The sequence below is a fragment of the Sphingobacterium suaedae genome (assembly GCF_042684625.1).
Taxonomy (GTDB): domain Bacteria; phylum Bacteroidota; class Bacteroidia; order Sphingobacteriales; family Sphingobacteriaceae; genus Sphingobacterium; species Sphingobacterium suaedae.
Genome location: NZ_JBHULR010000003.1, coordinates 388,670 through 405,400, shown reverse-complemented (window position 1 = coordinate 405,400; position 16,731 = coordinate 388,670). Strand labels below are relative to the sequence as shown.

General features: G+C 41.6%; 14 protein-coding genes. 12 read left to right on the top strand and 2 right to left on the bottom strand.

Features of this window, described 5'->3' with window-relative positions; all coding sequences use genetic code 11:
* Nucleotides 1-10 precede the first annotated feature (10 nt).
* The 12 genes from ACFSR5_RS05170 to ACFSR5_RS05115 all read left to right on the top strand — a co-directional run bounded on the left by ACFSR5_RS05170 (nucleotide 11) and on the right by ACFSR5_RS05115 (nucleotide 14,778).
* Nucleotides 11-1,723, top strand: a complete 1,713-nt coding sequence (locus ACFSR5_RS05170; RefSeq protein WP_380901403.1) for a RagB/SusD family nutrient uptake outer membrane protein — start codon at nucleotides 11-13, stop codon at nucleotides 1,721-1,723.
* A gap of 73 nt (nucleotides 1,724-1,796) precedes the next feature.
* Nucleotides 1,797-3,104: a D-alanyl-D-alanine carboxypeptidase/D-alanyl-D-alanine-endopeptidase gene (locus ACFSR5_RS05165; protein WP_380901401.1), complete on the top strand. Its 1,308-nt coding sequence runs from the start codon at nucleotides 1,797-1,799 to the stop codon at nucleotides 3,102-3,104.
* Between the two features lie 69 nt (nucleotides 3,105-3,173).
* The gene (locus tag ACFSR5_RS05160) at nucleotides 3,174-4,481 is read left to right on the top strand and encodes an MFS transporter (protein ID WP_380901399.1); all 1,308 of its coding nucleotides are present in this window, start codon (nucleotides 3,174-3,176) and stop codon (nucleotides 4,479-4,481) included.
* Complete coding sequence (locus tag ACFSR5_RS05155) at nucleotides 4,478-5,206, top strand: (Fe-S)-binding protein (protein WP_380901397.1); 729 nt, start codon at nucleotides 4,478-4,480, stop codon at nucleotides 5,204-5,206. The genes ACFSR5_RS05160 and ACFSR5_RS05155 overlap by 4 nt, the downstream gene beginning before the upstream one ends.
* Before the next feature lie 15 nt (nucleotides 5,207-5,221).
* A complete protein-coding gene (locus ACFSR5_RS05150; RefSeq protein ID WP_380901395.1) occupies nucleotides 5,222-6,106 on the top strand; it encodes a TIM barrel protein in 885 nt (294 codons plus the stop codon).
* A 23-nt stretch (nucleotides 6,107-6,129) separates the two neighbouring features.
* Nucleotides 6,130-7,020 carry a hypothetical protein gene (locus ACFSR5_RS05145; RefSeq protein ID WP_380901393.1) on the top strand — a complete coding sequence of 297 codons (891 nt, stop codon included), beginning with the start codon at nucleotides 6,130-6,132 and terminating at the stop codon, nucleotides 7,018-7,020.
* Nucleotides 7,021-7,140: 120 nt separating this feature from the next.
* Entirely contained in the window at nucleotides 7,141-8,712 is a 1,572-nt protein-coding gene (locus ACFSR5_RS05140) for a peptide MFS transporter (protein WP_380901391.1), read from the top strand.
* Nucleotides 8,713-8,821: 109 nt separating this feature from the next.
* Nucleotides 8,822-10,591 carry a peptide MFS transporter gene (locus ACFSR5_RS05135; RefSeq protein WP_380901389.1) on the top strand — a complete coding sequence of 590 codons (1,770 nt, stop codon included), beginning with the start codon at nucleotides 8,822-8,824 and terminating at the stop codon, nucleotides 10,589-10,591.
* A 26-nt stretch (nucleotides 10,592-10,617) separates the two neighbouring features.
* Nucleotides 10,618-12,102, top strand: coding sequence for a peptide MFS transporter (locus ACFSR5_RS05130; protein ID WP_380901387.1), 1,485 nt, complete (start codon nucleotides 10,618-10,620; stop codon nucleotides 12,100-12,102).
* 81 nt (nucleotides 12,103-12,183) lie between these two features.
* Complete coding sequence (locus ACFSR5_RS05125) at nucleotides 12,184-12,909, top strand: polyprenol monophosphomannose synthase (protein ID WP_380901385.1); 726 nt, start codon at nucleotides 12,184-12,186, stop codon at nucleotides 12,907-12,909.
* A 30-nt stretch (nucleotides 12,910-12,939) separates the two neighbouring features.
* Complete coding sequence (gene ruvB / locus ACFSR5_RS05120) at nucleotides 12,940-13,962, top strand: Holliday junction branch migration DNA helicase RuvB (protein ID WP_380901383.1); 1,023 nt, start codon at nucleotides 12,940-12,942, stop codon at nucleotides 13,960-13,962.
* A 51-nt stretch (nucleotides 13,963-14,013) separates the two neighbouring features.
* Complete coding sequence (locus ACFSR5_RS05115) at nucleotides 14,014-14,778, top strand: hypothetical protein (protein WP_380901381.1); 765 nt, start codon at nucleotides 14,014-14,016, stop codon at nucleotides 14,776-14,778.
* Here ACFSR5_RS05115 and ACFSR5_RS05110 read toward each other — a convergent pair.
* Both ACFSR5_RS05110 and ACFSR5_RS05105 read right to left on the bottom strand, forming a co-directional pair.
* Entirely contained in the window at nucleotides 14,761-15,309 is a 549-nt protein-coding gene (locus tag ACFSR5_RS05110) for a hypothetical protein (RefSeq protein WP_380901379.1), read from the bottom strand. The two genes, ACFSR5_RS05115 and ACFSR5_RS05110, sit on opposite strands and share 18 nt — an antisense overlap.
* Nucleotides 15,299-16,723, bottom strand: coding sequence for an ATP-dependent DNA helicase (locus ACFSR5_RS05105; RefSeq protein WP_380901377.1), 1,425 nt, complete (start codon nucleotides 16,721-16,723; stop codon nucleotides 15,299-15,301). The genes ACFSR5_RS05110 and ACFSR5_RS05105 overlap by 11 nt, the downstream gene beginning before the upstream one ends.
* Nucleotides 16,724-16,731 lie beyond the last annotated feature (8 nt).

Sequence of the window (16,731 nt, the reverse complement as noted above, 5' to 3'; positions counted from 1 at the left end):
ATATCATATCATGAAAAAGAATAATTTATATATAGCAATCTTATCCACGTGTATCGCGCTGTCTAGTTGCAGTAAAGATTTTCTGGAAAAGAATCCTCAAGCACAACTGCCGCAAGATCAAATTACAAATAATGAAGGAGTCGAGGCTCTTTTACTCGGCGCGTACGGCATTCTAAATGGAAATGTCAGCGGGACTTGGGGGAATTACGCTTCGGCTCCGAGTCAATGGTTATTTGGAGAAGTGGCTTCGGATAATGCACACAAAGGCTCCGAAGAAACTGATCAACCAAACATGAATCTTATCGAATTGTTGCGGCCAAATCCAGCAAATGATAATTTATCGACCATGTGGCAGGTTTACTTTGAAGGAGTAATGCGGTGTAACACCACTCTCCGGGTTCTAAAGGAAGACCAAAACGGGGACAAAACCATCAGTTCAGCAAGGGCAACGGAGATTGAGGCAGAAGCCAGGATGTTACGCGGACATTACTATTTTTACTTGTGGCGCGTATTTCGAAATGTCCCTTGGGTGGATGAAAATGTTTCAATAGATGATGCAAAAGTATTGTCAAATGAAGTGGATATTTATCCAAAAATTGTTGAAGACTTGAAATTTGCAGCCGAAAGCCTGCCTCTTGAAAAAATTAATGGTGAAAAAGGGCGGATGGATCAAACGAGTGCGAAAGCTTATTTGGGCAAAGTCTACTTGTATGATAAAAAGTACGATTTGGCTCTACCTTTATTCAAAGACGTCATCGGCGCAAAAGACATTACGACCATGCCATTCCAAAACAATTTCAATGTCGAAACTGAGGATGGTCCAGAAGCATTGTTGGTAGCAAAGCACGCTATTAATCCAAATGGTTCGGGCGATAATGCGAATGTCGGTGATATGCTTAGCGGTTTGTACGGGACGTCGCCTGTGGGCTGTTGTGGTTTTTATCAGCCTTCTATAGATTTGGTTAATGCCTATAAAGTAAATGAAGATGGTTTACCTTATTTAGATGGATCCTATCAACAGTCGCCTTATAAATCCGATATGGGACTTGCCGAGGATGATAAAGAGACGTATAAGGTGGATCAAACATTGCGCATTGACCCTCGTTTGGACTATACTGTAGGCAGAAGGGGGGTACCATACCTGGATTACGGGATAATGCCCGGCGATGCTTGGATACGCATGGCAAGCTATGCGGGACCATTTGTAGGGATTAAAACGATGATCAATAAAAGCCAATTTGCCGCTCATGCTGTTCCTGGAGAGGCATACATTACGGGGCTTGATGTCAATATCATGCGTTTGGCCGATGTCATTTTAATGGCGGCGGAATGTGCGATTGAGCAAGGCGACCTTCAAACAGCCTTGGCTTACGTAAATGCGATTCGGGTTCGCGCCGCAAAATTGCCGCATAAGCAAATTAACGGCAAAGATGCCGCAAATTATCAGGTGAAGCCGTACCCGTCGTTTCCTAGTGCAGACTATGCTCGAAAAGCAGTTTACATGGAGCGGAGGCTGGAGCTGGCGCTGGAAGGGCACCGATTTTACGATTTAGTGCGATGGGGGCTTGCTAAAGAAACGATCGAGAAATATTCTGCATTTGAAGGTGGTTTATTGCCTGCGTTTAAAGGCATCGTGTTCAATACCCATAATGCATATTTTCCTATTCCACAGTCTGAGATAGATAGAAGTAGTGGAGCACTTATTCAAAATGAAGGGTATTAGGTGATGGTAATACCTGAAAAAACCCTTGTCTAACGACGAGGGTTTTTTGCGTCTCTTTTTGTATGTTTACCACATGAAAAGACTTCTCGCTTTATGTGCTACAGTTTTTACGATTTCTTCGCTCTATGCTCAGACAATTGATATAACACCGTTGAGAAGGCAGTTGGAAACGTCCCCCATATTGGCGAAACATTTTTTTGGGTTTTGTTTGTATGACTTGGATAGTAACCGGTTTCTATTGGGGATAAACGAGGAAAAATACTTTACCCCGGCGTCGAATGCGAAGATATTTACGTTGCATACCGCCCTTCAGTCGCTTGGAGATTCAATCATCGGACTTCATTATATCGAACGTGGTGATTCGTTGATCTTTTGGGGAACGGGAGATCCTACGTTTCTGCATAATCGATTGGATTCCAAGCGTGTGTATCAATTTCTAAAAAATAGCGATAAGAAACTTTTTTATGCGCCAAGTAAGCAAATGGAAGAGGCTTTTTATCGTAAAGGATGGGCGATTGAAGATTATGACGAATATTATCAACCTGAACTAAGTGGGTTTCCGATTTACGGAAACGTCGTAACTTTTCGTGAACGGAACGGTCAACTTGAATGCAGCCCATCTTATTTCCAACAGGCCGTTGAGACAGTTTACAATGGAGAGGGGAAATTTACACTGACGCGAGTATTTGACCGTAACTGGTTTACAAAAAGTGCGAATAGACCACCTCGCCATTATGTAAACGAAAAGCCTTTTCGATATTCAGAGGAGCTATTTGTGCAGTTACTTCAAGATACACTCCGTAAAAATGTGACGCGAATTAATTATAGCAAACCTGCTAATTTTAAAACGGTGTATTCAACGTCTACAAAGGACGTGCTACGAGAAATGATGCTTCCGAGTGACAATTTTTTGGCGGAGCAGCTGCAACTTATGTCGGCTTTGGTACGGTATGGAGATTTTCATACGCTTCGACTGCGTCACGAAATGCAACGCGAGTTTCACCGCGCATTTACAGACGAGATTACGTTGGTAGACGGAAGCGGATTATCCACTTACAATAAAGTGACTCCGCGGAGTATGGTCGAAATCCTTCTCCTAATTCGCGCTATGATACCTGACGCGGCGCAACTCCATAGGCTATTTCCTACAGGAGGGGTAGACGGAACTCTTAAACGAGCATATGCATTGGATCGCGGAGAACCATTCGTTTGGGCGAAGACCGGGACGATCCATGCAGTCCATAACCAAAGTGGCTTTTTATTAACCCGATCGGGTAGAAATCTTGCTTTTTCTTTTCTAAATACAAATTTTTTAGGATCTGAAAGTTCGATACGAAAGGAAATGGTTCGTATTATGACGTTTATCCGTGAACATTATTAGGTTAGGATGTTGGCTATTTTCATTTTAACTTTTGAATCTTTAGCCAACTTGGTATATTCGCTTTGATTTATGCAGGCTGTTCCAAAAAACGATAAGCGGTTGATACGATCTTGGTCCATGTATGACTGGGCAAATTCAGCCTATAATCTGGTGATTACATCAACTATTTTTCCCGCGTATTACACCGCGATTACGACGACAGCGGCACATGGCGACGAAGTTACTTTTTTTGGTATGAAAGTAATCAATACGGCGCTTTCCAATTTCACATTGGCGTTAGCATATTTGATCATGGCCGTCTGTCTGCCATTTATTTCCTCCTATGCCGATGTGCAAGGAAGGAAAAAGCAGATTATGATGTTCTTCACTTACTTTGGAGCGTTGGCTTGCATGGGGCTTTTCTTTTTTAAATTGGAAACGCTGGAGATGGGGATTATTTTATTCGGGTTAGCGGCTATGGGATATATCGGTGGTGTGCTTTTTAACAACTCGTATCTCCCGGAGATTGCCTCACCGGCATACCAAGATAAAGTGAGTGCACAAGGGTTTGCCTACGGTTACGTAGGCTGTGTTACGTTACAAATAATATGTCTGGTATTCATTTTAAAACCCGAGTGGTTCGGAATCACTGATTCGAGTTTCGCACCCCGACTTTCGTTTTTGTTGGTTGGATTATGGTGGGCCGGATTTTCGGCGATTCCGTTTCGCGCACTACCCCGGAATCAGCGTTCTGATGTGCGCGCGTCAAAGAGCTTACGGAGGACGGTGATTCTTGAATTCAGGATCGTTCTGCGCAAAATAAAGAAAATGGAGCGAATACGGCGGTTTTTGCCTGCTTATTTCTTTTATGCCGCAGGCGTGCAGACTGTTATGATCGTGGCAGCTGCTTTTGGTGCAAAAGAACTTCAATTGGAGAACTCAAAGTTGATTATTACCATTTTGTTAATTCAGCTGGTTGCTATTTTAGGAGCATTTTTAATGTCCCGACTTTCTGCCGTTTTTGGTAATATAAAGGTGTTGATCGCGGTCGTCCTGGTTTGGGTAGGTATTTGTATCGTGGCTTTCTACATTCATTCTGAAATACAATTTTATATGTTAGCGTGCGTAGTGGGGCTTGTTATGGGGGGAATTCAGTCTCTTTCCCGATCCACCTATTCCAAGTTTCTTCCGGAAAACATTAGGGACACCACTTCATTCTTTAGTTTCTACGATGTGACGGAAAAATTAGCTATCGTGATGGGGCTAATATCCTTTGCGCTTATTGAGCAGTTGACACATAATATTCGGTTTTCAGCGCTATTTTTGTCCATTTTTTTTATCATTGGTTGTAGTTTACTGGGGCGTTTGCTACGATTCAATAAGGCTATGACTGTATGAACGTAGAACTTTTTATTCCTTGTTTTATAGATCAACTTTATCCGGATACCGCTTTTAATACGGTAAAGTTATTGCAAAAGGCCGGTTGCGAAGTTGGTTACAACCCGAATCAAACCTGTTGTGGACAACCCGCATACAATGCAGGTTTTTGGGACGAAGCAAAAAAAATAGGTTTAAAATTTCTGAGCGATTTTTCGGATGACTGCTACATTGTTTCCCCCTCAGCGTCTTGTACAGGAATGATCAAGAATGGGTATGATGATCTTTTTACAAACTCGATAGAGCATAACCGATGTCGCAGCGTGCAATCGAATATTTATGAATTGAGTGATTTTTTGGTAAATGTTTTAAAAAAAGATTATTTTGGGGCTGAATTGGTTGGCACAGCGGTTTATCACGACTCTTGTTCTGCTTTGAGAGAATGCAAAATAAAAGATGAACCAAGGCAGCTGCTGGGACAGGTAGGAGGGTTAGAGATTCTTCCTATGCGTGATCAAGAAACATGTTGCGGATTTGGCGGGACTTTTGCTGTTAAATTCGAAGGAATATCGGCAGCTATGGCGGAACAAAAAGTGCAGCATGCAATGACGGTGAAGGCGGATTATATCATATCTACCGATAGTTCATGTCTATTGCAATTACAAGCGTATATTGACAAACATCAACTTCCCATCAAGACGAAACACATTGCGGATGTGCTGACGGCTGGGTGGGCGAATATTTAATTAAAGCTAACATTAATGAACTCAAGAAGAACTTTTCTCAAAAATTTCGGTCTTGCAACCGCAGGCCTCGCATTAGCGCCTTCGTTGGATGTATTTGCAGCAAAAAAAGCATGGTTTGACATTTCGCTTGCGGAGTGGTCCCTGCATAAAACGCTCTTTAAAGGCGATTTAAAAAATATCGATTTCCCTGAACTGGCGGCAAAAAAGTTCGGTATCTACGGTGTGGAATACGTGAACCAATTTTTTAAGGATAAAGCTAAAGAAACAACGTACTTGAAGGAACTTAATAATAGAGCAAAAGACAATGGTGTAACAAACGTTTTGATCATGATAGATGGTGAAGGGAATCTGGGTGACGAAGACGCTGCAAAACGTAAGCAAGCTGTGGAAAACCACTACAAGTGGATTGATGCTGCTGCTTTTTTGGGATGTAAGGCTATCCGCGTTAATGCTGCTGGAAAAGGGACGCCAGAGCAGGTGAAGGGGCAAGTTGTCGAAAGTTTAAGTACCCTTGCGGATTACGGTAAGAAAGCGAAAATAAATGTCATCGTGGAAAATCACGGGGGCATTTCGTCGCACGGAGATTGGCTATCGGATGTCTTAAAAACGGTCAACAAAAAAAATTGTGGCAGTTTGCCTGACTTTGGAAATTTCTATGAATATGATCGCTATCAGGGTGTAAAGGATCTTATGCCGTTTGCTAAAGGTGTAAGTGCGAAAACCCATGATTTTGACGCGCAGGGAAATGAGACACAGATTGACTATGAGCGTATGATGAAAATTGTCAAAAATGCCGGATTTAAAGGGTTTGTCGGTATTGAATACGAAGGATCTACCCTGTCTGAAGTCGACGGTATTATCGCGACCAAGAAGCTTTTAGAGCGTTACAAGTCGTTGTAGACGAAGATTATAAAATACGATAGATGAAGTTTTTCTTGATTTTATCGCTTAGTGTTTTTGCCGCTGTAGGTATGCCTTGTCAGACCATAGCACAGGTGAATCTTTATAAGATGAATACATGGCAAGACAGCTTGATTCGCCTTGGGACAGAAATGTATGAAAACAAAGCGGAAGCGAAGCGATTAGAGAAAAACTTCATTTTTGTAAAAACATTGGTCGCCTCGCTCAAGGAGCGCCATTCGTTTTTATATAATTTTGACCAATTGGACATGATTTCTGTGGTTATGTCCCCCGATAGTCGATTCCGTATATTTTCTTGGAACATCCCACTGCATGACGGGTCCTACCTGTATTATGGTGCTATCCAATCCCATACGGAAGATGGAACGCTTAAGCTAGTTCCACTACTTGATAAGACATTCGAAATTAATGACCCTGAAGGAGAAGCGCTTACGCCATCTGTTTGGTATGGAGCCCAATATTATTCGATTGTTCCCTTGACCGGGAATCGATATGCTTTGCTAGGTTGGAAGGGGCATGCTCCAAACTATTCGCAGAAGGTAATTGAAATTTTACAATGCGAACCGAATTCGTTTGTGCTAGGTGGAGCGATCTTTTCAGACAGTCCAACTATGTTCCGAAAAATTTTCAATTTTGCGCGCGACTTGTCCATGTATTTAAAGTATGATCAACAAAAATCCCGTATCGTATTTGATCATATTGTACCCGCAGACCCCAGCTTACAAGGACAATATAGCCGTTATGGTCCCGACTTAAGTTATGATGCTTATCTCCTTAAGAACGGAAAACTCATATTACAACAGGACGTGCCGTTTCAGAATGAAGAACGTGGAAATAGGGACGACTTGGTGCAACCCGGACAGGCAACATCGGGTAAGAAGAGTGGGTTATAATATACCGACACTATAAGAAAAATTAGAATTTTTGTTTTCTTTGTAGTGCAGATACCAAACGAATGGGTATTAATAACCTAAAATACTAGGTATCCGCGATAACTATAACAACTTAAAAATATGATTGAACAAAAAGATGAATCGTTGGTGGCGCACTTGGCCAAACAGAGCGTCGACGACAAGATGGTGATGGGACACCCTGCAAGCCTCTTTGTGCTATTTTTCACTGAGATGTGGGAGCGGTTTAGTTACTACGGTATGCGGGCTCTATTGGTGACATTCTTAATAACAGAAATAGCTGATAAGGGATGGGGCTGGACAAACCCCGAAGCAATGGAGCTATATGGATGGTATACCGGACTGGTGTATGCTACTCCCTTGATTGGCGGGATGATCGCAGATCGTCTAACGGGATATAAGAAAGCAATTCTTCTTGGCGCTTTAATCATGACACTGGGGCATGCGTCCATGGCTTTAGAAGGAGAGGCTAAAGTTTTCTTTTATATAGGTTTAGGTTTAATGATCTTAGGTAATGGTTTATTTAAGCCAAATATTTCGTCTATGGTTGGCCAGCTTTATCCAGATAATAGTGCGAAAAAAGATGCCGGATATACCATTTTCTATATGGGGATCAATGCGGGTGCTTTTTTAGGATCTCTTTTGTGTGGCTATATAGGTGAAAAAATTGGTTGGCACTACGGTTTTGGACTCGCCGGTGTTTTCATGTTTTTCGGCATGTTACAGTTTTATTTTGGACAGCGCATATTTGGCGTAATTGGAGATTCTCCAAAAGAGCTTGTTGAAAAACATAAGGATCCTGCTGACGTGAACTTGCCCGCCCATGTGGTAAAAGACCGACTTATCGTTGTGGCTGTTTTAGTTATTGCCAGTGTGTTCTTTTTTCTGGCTTTTGAACAAGCGGGCGGTTCGATGACGATTTTTGCAAAAAATTATACACAACGCGTATTAGAAGGAACCGCTGGAACGACTTTTAAATGGGTAGACGCAGCATTAACCTTGCTTCCGATCTTGGTAGTAACATATGTATTGACAAAGTTGGCTGGAAAAATAATCAAACAGTATCCTTTGACAATTATCTTTACGATGATATCCTTTTTTTCTATTATGTTGTTAGGAATCTGGAAAATACATCGTGAGTTTACTTCTGATGTGACAGAGGTTACCGTGGCGTGGTTTCAGATCTTAAATGCATTCTTTATTGTAACATTGGCTTCTTCATTTAGCAAGTTTTGGGAACGTATCTGGAATCCATCGGGACCGATTAAATTTGCCTTAGGCCTGATTCTTGTCGGAGTCGGATTCCTAGCTCTTTCCTATGGCAGTATGAGTATCCCGCAGGGGGCAGCTACAGCATCTGTGAGCATGATATGGTTGATCTTGGCATATTTTTTTCATACTACTGGAGAATTATGTGTGTCGCCAGTTGGATTGTCTTACATGAGTAAGCTTTCTCCGAAAAAATTCATAGGATTGATCTTCGGTTTTTGGTTTCTAGCATCCGCCATTGCGAACAAGCTTGCCGGATGGAGTGGCGGATTAATCGATCGCATTACGGAGATGTATTCAATGTCTACCTTTTTTCTGATTATAGCCGGATTACCAATTGGAGCAGCCTTGCTATTATTGCTTTTTAGTCCGGTGTTAAAGAGAATGATGCACGGCATAAATTAATAAGAGATAGATCATATAAGGATGCTCGTACCAGTTTACGAGCATTTTTTATGTATATCGTCCTTAATTTTCGTGGATTTGTTTAATTTTGGCATCTAATCTCAGGCGTATGATAGAAAATTCTTCGGTTTCCCTCCACGGCGAAGCGAATGAAAAAAGAGTATTAGGACATCCGGCAGGTCTGTTTGTTCTGTTTTTTACTGAAATGTGGGAGCGCTTTTCTTTTTATGGAATGCGCGTGTTGCTTATTCAATTTTTAACAGCTTCTGTTTTGGGATCTAATCCTGGGTGGGGTTGGACTGCCGAGCAGGCTGGTGCACTTTATGGAACATATGCCATGTTACTTTATATCACACCCATATTCGGAGGAGTGATAGCAGATAAATACATTGGCTCGAGAGCTGCCGTAATCATTGGTGCGGCTATCATGACAATGGGGCACGCGTCGATGGCATTTGACTCTCCGCTCATGTTTTTTATCGGCCTCGCTTGCCTCGTAATTGGAACAGGTTTTTTCAAGCCCAATATGCCCGCCATTCTCGGAGAAATGTATAAACACCTTCCTGAAAAGAAAGACGGCGCTTATACTATTTTTTATATGGGTGTCAATGCGGGGGCTTTCTTTGGTATGATGCTGTGTGGATATTTAGCAGAAACACAGGGGTGGCACTGGGGATTCGGACTAGCAGGTATTTTTATGTTCTTGGGAACCATACAATTTTGGATGGCAGGCCCGCTCTTAGGAAACTTAGGAATTCTAAATAGAACAAAGGCAATTGATGGAGGTAAGAAAGAAAGCGAGTTAGAAGAAGGAGAAACAAAGCACAACCGATTTACAGGAATTGACATTTTATTAATGATCCTGGTCGGTGCCATTGGATTCGTATATGCATTTAACGATCCACTTTCAAAAAATAATGTGTTAGACGTATTTGCTTTTTTGGACACGCCGGCGTTTCGGGGACAGAATATGATGGTTTTGGTTGCGTTGGTGTTGTTTCTTGTCTTGATTACTACCAGAATACGTCGTTATGCTAAGGTAGTTCGCGACCGTATGTACGGCGTCATTCTGTTGGGATTTTTCTTGATATTCTTTTTTATGAGTTTCGAACAAGGCGCGACTTCCCTTGTTCTTGTTGCCCGTGATTACGTAGATCGAGAACTGAGTGGAGCAAGCCTTATTATTTTCAATACCGTCAATACGTTGTTGACTATTGTGCCTCTAATTATTATATCCTGGGTGCTTATTAAGTTAGCGCTGATAACTTGGAAAAAAATAGCTTGGTCAAATATGATCTTATTCCTATGTTTTTCACTGATATGGGGAGCAGGAATTTGGATGTTGTACAATGAGTTTACGGCAGAAATATCCGCTATCAAAGTCTCTTGGTTTTCAACGTTGAATTCATTTTTTATTATAGCCTTGGCTTCCTCGGTATCCAAGATTTGGGAATCAAAATATAATCCTTCGGCGGCTATGAAATACGGTTTTGGCCTCTTGCTCGTTGCGATTGGTTATCTTATTATCGGCTGTGGCTCTATTGGTGCTGGACCGGGTGTAAAAGTTTCTATGATTTTTCTGGTCTTGACATACTTATTTCATACGCTGGGCGAACTTTTTATTTCTCCTGTCGGTTTATCGTATGTTTCAAAGCTGGTACCAGCACGCATGTTGGCTTTTATGTTTGGCATGTGGTATTTGGCGATTGCGATCGCACAAAAACTTGCAGCCATTCTCGGCGGACAAGTTGAAACCATCCAACAAAATTATTCACTTAGTCATTTCTTTTTCCTGTTCACGGTCATTCCGGCCGCAGCCGGACTATTAGTAATGGCGTTGAATCCTTTGATTAAAAGGCTGATGCACGGAATAAAATAAAGACAAAATTATCGTATATAAAATTTATGTCAAAACAAATCTCGTTAGAGCAAATCCAGAATTTCGGAGGAAAGTATCCTAAACAACTGTGGTATCTTTTTTTAGTTGAGATGTGGGAGCGATTTTGCTTCTATGGTATGCGTGGCGTTTTAGCTATTTTTATGGTTAATGAGCTGTTGCTTTCGGAAAAGAATGCCAATCTAAAATATGGCGCCATACAGGCATTTGTGTATGCCTTTACTTTTGTAGGGGGAATTTTTGCAGATAAAATACTTGGTTTTAAACGATCATTAACATTCGGGGCAATCCTCATGATCCTGGGTAACGGGTTAATCGCAATTGACCCGCACCAATTTTTTTATTTTGGCATTGCTTTAACGATTATTGGTACAGGCTTCTTTAAGCCAAATGTATCATCCATGGTCGGGGAGCTATACAAAGAGGGGGATGCCCGACGGGACGCCGGTTTCGGCGTCTTTTATTCCGGGATCAACATCGGAGCTTTACTGGGTGGGGCATTATGTGTATGGCTCGGTAAAGAACATTCCTGGAACCTCGCTTTTCTGGCTGCAGCAATTGTTATGTGCATAGGCTTAGTAATTTTTACCTTCACTAAGAAATACTTAGGGCCAATTGGCAATAGCCCCATTGCAAATTTGTCGAAAGGCGCGCAATTAAGCCGGGAAATCATGGTCTACATCGGTGCTTTGATCTGTATCCCATTGATCTTTGTTATGGTAAATAATACGCGTTATACAGATCTCTTTATGTATATCATTGGGCCACTAGCATTGCTGTATTTTTTTGTTCAGATGCTGAAAGAAAAAGAAGGAAAGGTGCGCCAACAACTTATCGCGGCTTTAGTGCTCATTCTCTTTTCGATTCTCTTCTTCGCAATATTTGAGCAGGCTGGTGGATCTCTAGCGCTTTTTGCAAATAAAAATTTAAATACCAGTTTATTATTCTTCCATATCGATCCAAATGTTGTCAATAATGGAGCTAATTCCTTATTTGTAATTCTGTTTAGTCCTTTGCTCGGACTGGCATGGCTTGGCATGGCTAAAAGAAAGCTGGAACCAAACACGGTCATAAAATTTGGTTTAGGCTTTCTGTTTTTGGCTATTGGATATTATATCTTTTTCGGAACCCGTTGGTTTGCGGATTCCCATGGGAAAACATCATTAAATATTTTTACGTTGGCTTATCTTGCGGTAACTATCGGCGAACTTTGTCTGTCTCCGATTGGATTGTCGATGATCACGAAGCTTTCACCAAAACACCTGGGTGGTATGATGATGGGATTGTGGTTTCTAGCTAGTGCCTACGGTCAGTATGTTGCAGGATTACTCGGCGCTGGAATGTCGTCACCAGACGAGAATGCTTCTCTGTTCGACAAACTTTTGGCCTATACTGCAGGTTATCAACAGCTTGCTTTGTACTCTGTTGCCGCTGGTTTCATTATGATAATCTTGTCGCCTTTTATTAAGCGGTTGATGAATGGTGTAAACTAAACTTTCCGTGAATGTATCTTTGTTTTACCGGAGATCATAAGCAATAATCTGTATATTTAGACGATCTTAATTTCAACACACGTGGCGGACAGCTTAGTTATTATCCCAACTTACAACGAAAAAGAAAACATCGAAAAAATAATCCGGAAAATATTTTCGCTAGCTATTCCTTTGGATGTACTGATCGTAGACGATGGTTCGCCTGATGGAACAGGAAGTATCGTGAAACAGTTACAAACAGAATTTGGCGGCCGTCTTTTCTTGGAGGAGCGAGCTGGGAAGTTAGGTTTGGGTACTGCTTATCTACATGGGTTCAAGTGGGGGCTGGGGAAACAATACGATTATATTTTTGAAATGGATGCTGACTTCAGTCATAACCCGGAAGATCTCATCCGTTTACGCGATACTTGTTTAAAAGGCGCCGACATGGCCATTGGATCCCGATACATTAGAGGAGTGAATGTAGTAAACTGGCCGATGAGCCGTGTATTGATGTCCTATTTTGCCTCTGTATATGTTCGTTTCATTATGCGTATACCTATTCAAGATGCTACCGCGGGATTTGTCTGTTTTTCTAGAAAAGTACTTGAAAGAATCCCATTAGATCAAATCAAGTTCGTCGGTTATGCGTTCCAAATCGAAATGAAGTTTAAGGCTATTCAATATGGATTTAATGTTTCGGAAGTACCTATTATCTTTACCGACCGAACGGAGGGTGTTTCTAAGATGAGTACGCGCATTTTTCGCGAAGCGTTTTTTGGGGTTATCCAATTAAAATTGGAAAGTCTATTTAAGAAGTACAATTAATTTCTTTAGATTACGTTTAAAATAATACGTATGAACGAATATCTTGATCCTAATCCTGAAAAGTTAAACCCTGCTGACAGAGACATTGAAAGAGTCTTGCGTCCGCAAGTGTTTGAGGATTTTACAGGGCAAGAAAAGATTTTAGAGAATTTATCTATTTTCGTGCGAGCCGCTAAATTGCGGGGCGAAGCGCTGGATCACGTTTTATTGCACGGCCCCCCAGGGTTAGGCAAGACTACGCTGTCCCATATTATCGCCAACGAAATGGGTGTGGGAATTAAAATTACGTCGGGTCCTGTTTTGGATAAACCGGGAGACTTGGCGGGCTTGCTAACCAATCTGGAAGAGGGCGACGTGCTATTCATCGACGAAATACACCGTTTGAGCCCTTTGGTAGAAGAGTATTTGTATTCTGCCATGGAAGATTTTAAGATTGACATCATGCTAGAAACTGGACCGAATGCGCGCTCGGTGCAAATCTCCTTGAACCCTTTTACATTAATTGGAGCAACTACACGTTCCGGTCTCTTAACGGCTCCTTTACGAGCCCGTTTCGGAATTAACTCCAGACTTCAGTATTATGATGCTAAACTTCTAACTACTATTGTCTTACGATCTGCATCTATATTAAGTACGCCAATCACTGAAGAAGGAGCTTATGAAATCGCCCGTCGTAGTAGAGGAACACCCCGTATTGCTAACGCACTGTTGCGTCGGACTAGAGACTTTGCGCAGGTAAAAGGGACGGGGTCCATCGATAGACCTATTGCGGAATACGCATTACATGCACTGAATGTAGATGAAAATGGACTGGATGAAATGGACAACCGCATACTGCTTACAATTATCGAGAAGTTTAAAGGCGGACCTGTTGGTTTGAAAACGATCGCAACAGCGGTGGGTGAAGATGAAGGTACCATCGAAGAGGTATACGAACCTTTTCTTATTCAAGAAGGATATCTTATGCGAACCTCCCGCGGTCGGGAGTGCACCGACATGGCATATAGGCATTTGGGAAAAATAAATTTAAATCGAGGAAATACACTTTTTTAATTAGAAGATATATACTTATGATTGTACGTCTAGCTATTTGGTTGCTCATTATTGTTTATCCTATTTTCGTTGGTATGTTCAGCACAGTTAAAATGTCCTCCACTAGGGAAAATAAATAACGATGGCCGATTTAATATTACTGCAGGAATCGGACCGACCTTACTATACAGGGATATTAATTATGGTCGGAATGTCGGCTTCGCTGGCGTGTTAAAAGGTGATTATAAAATTTATAAAGGGTTGTTTGCAGGCATAGAGGGACAATTTGGCATGCTCAATTCATATGGTAAAAACTACGATGTCGAGGAAAGCAACCTTAGCGCTACCGCTGAGAGAGACGCCCGGTATGTAAAGAATTATTACCTCGCGGGGACGTTGAATGTCACTGTCTATCCTGGATTATTCTTTGTGGACGAAGCTAGGGATTTCAGAGTACCTTCTATTCCAACATTGATTGCCCGCGGTCTTTATGCCGGCATTGGATTTGGAGGAATAATCAATCAATATGATAAGTTATATCGAGGATATGGTGTGGATAGCCCGTCAGGGAGAGGAGAAGCGGAAGAAGTTACTGATGAAGCTGGAAATACGACCAGAAAATATAAGACGCCCACACGTGACCTATTATGGCCGGTGTTTAACGTGGGCTTATCCATGCCAATTAATAAGTATTCTACGGTAGGGAAAGGGTATTGGAGTGCTGTTTTAAACAGCCAATTTAATTTTGCGGCTGGGGACCAGCTAGATGCTTATACGGTGGGATCAAAAGGTGATGTTTACAATTTGACGTACTTGGGTCTAAAGTATACGTTTTAGTATACGTTTAGCCCGGCTCGCCAAGGCTGGTGTGGGATTCTTCAAGAGGTGGTTTATTTGGGCGACAAGTTCTTCTTTCACCCAATCGTGTCTCTTACTGACTTGATGTAAGATATCTAAACAATTAACGATGACGGCTACTGGGCAAGAGGGGTCAATTATCCATTTGAAGCATTGCTCAAGTAAAACGTTATCCTGTTCAGGTTGATGGATGGCACTATACTTTTTGGTTGTAGCAAGCATAATGATTTTAGTAAGGCATCGTATTGTCCCCCAATTTTTCTGTTCGTGTAGCCGAAAGATTAAATTCGTATAAATGGAGGGAACCCATGTCGGTTCTTTCAAAGAAACATGCTCTAATAGCCAAGCCGCTCGAAACGAGATTTGTATATCAGTATGGAACGTGTAATTTAGCAACGTAGTGCAAGTAAACCCATGAGCCGTGACGAATTCTAGATCGAACTGTTTGGCTTGAAAGGTACGAATGCCCACTTTGAGAAAATGGAGCTGGTCTTTCTGTTTATTCTCCATAAAACTTAGGATTAAAATTAACTAGGAACAATTGTTCGGTTGCTCGAGTAATGGCCGTATACAACCAGCGTAAAAAATCGGTGTTCAACATATCGTCGTTTAGGTAGCCTTGATCTACAAATACGCACGGCCATTGCCCCCCTTGTGCTTTATGACAAGTTATGGCGTATGCAAATTTGATTTGCAATGCGTTGTAGTAAGGATCTTTTTTAATAGCATCCAATCTATCTTTTTTTGCAGTGATATATTGATAATCTAATGCTATCGAATTGTACAACTGGCGTTGTTGTTCAAGCGGAAGATTTGGAGCATCTACATAGATGCTGTCTAGTAATACCCTACATACCACTGGTTCTAACTCGTCGTCATCCACGAATTCAAGAGATATATCAGCGAATCGAAAACCGTGCTGTTCATGCATGTTACTTACTTTTCTTACTTTTGCTAAATCCCCATTGGCAATAAAACCCGTGTTTCTTTCATCGTGCTGTTGAAGCCAATGATAGTTATTTCGAACCACCATGATGAGATCTCCTCCGGTTATCTCTTCTTCACGGAAAAGTATTTGGTTTCTTATGTGCCGATTATATAAGTTTGCCGATCGATTGGAACGACAAACAACAATGGTATTCTCGATTCCAAATCGATCATAACTATAATGTAGACCTTCCAAAAGGCGATCCCCATTCATTCGAAATATATCATTAAATCCTTTGGTATGAAGTTGTGGAAAAGGGAGAACACTATCTTGTTTCTCCAAGTTGATATCGTTTCGCACTCGTGTCGCATTCACTAAAATTCCTGAAGATCTTTTTTGTCGTACGACATCGTTTAATTCGTAGTGAAATACGTGTAAATGATAGTTTGATGCTAAATGGTCGGGATCTAACGCTGGGCTCTCTATCATTTCTATAGGAGGTAACTGCGCGGTATCACCAACAAGCATGAGTGTACATCGATCGCCCGACTGAATGTATTGAATGAGATCATCTAACAGACTTTTCGCAAAAAATTGAACACCATCGTCAGAAATCATGGATGCTTCATCGATAATAAATAGTGTATTATCGTGTAGGTTTTCAGCGCGCATAAAATCCATATCTATCGAGGCCGCAGACTTCTTTCGATAGATTTTTTTATGGATGGTGTACGCTTTTCTTCCAGAATAATGACTCATGACTTTCGCGGCTCGGCCTGTAGGAGCTAGCAGGACCACTTTTCGTCCTAATTTGGGCATTGTTTTCACCAACGCACTTATGATCGTTGTTTTGCCCGTTCCAGCATACCCTTTAAGCAAACAGCAAGAAGACGGATTGAAAGTCGTCAAAAAGCTTTCTAAAAGAGCAAATACCTCTTTTTGCTGCTGCGTAGGCTGCCAAGAAAATTGTTGGATGAGCAGATTTTGGATGCGCATGGCCAAAG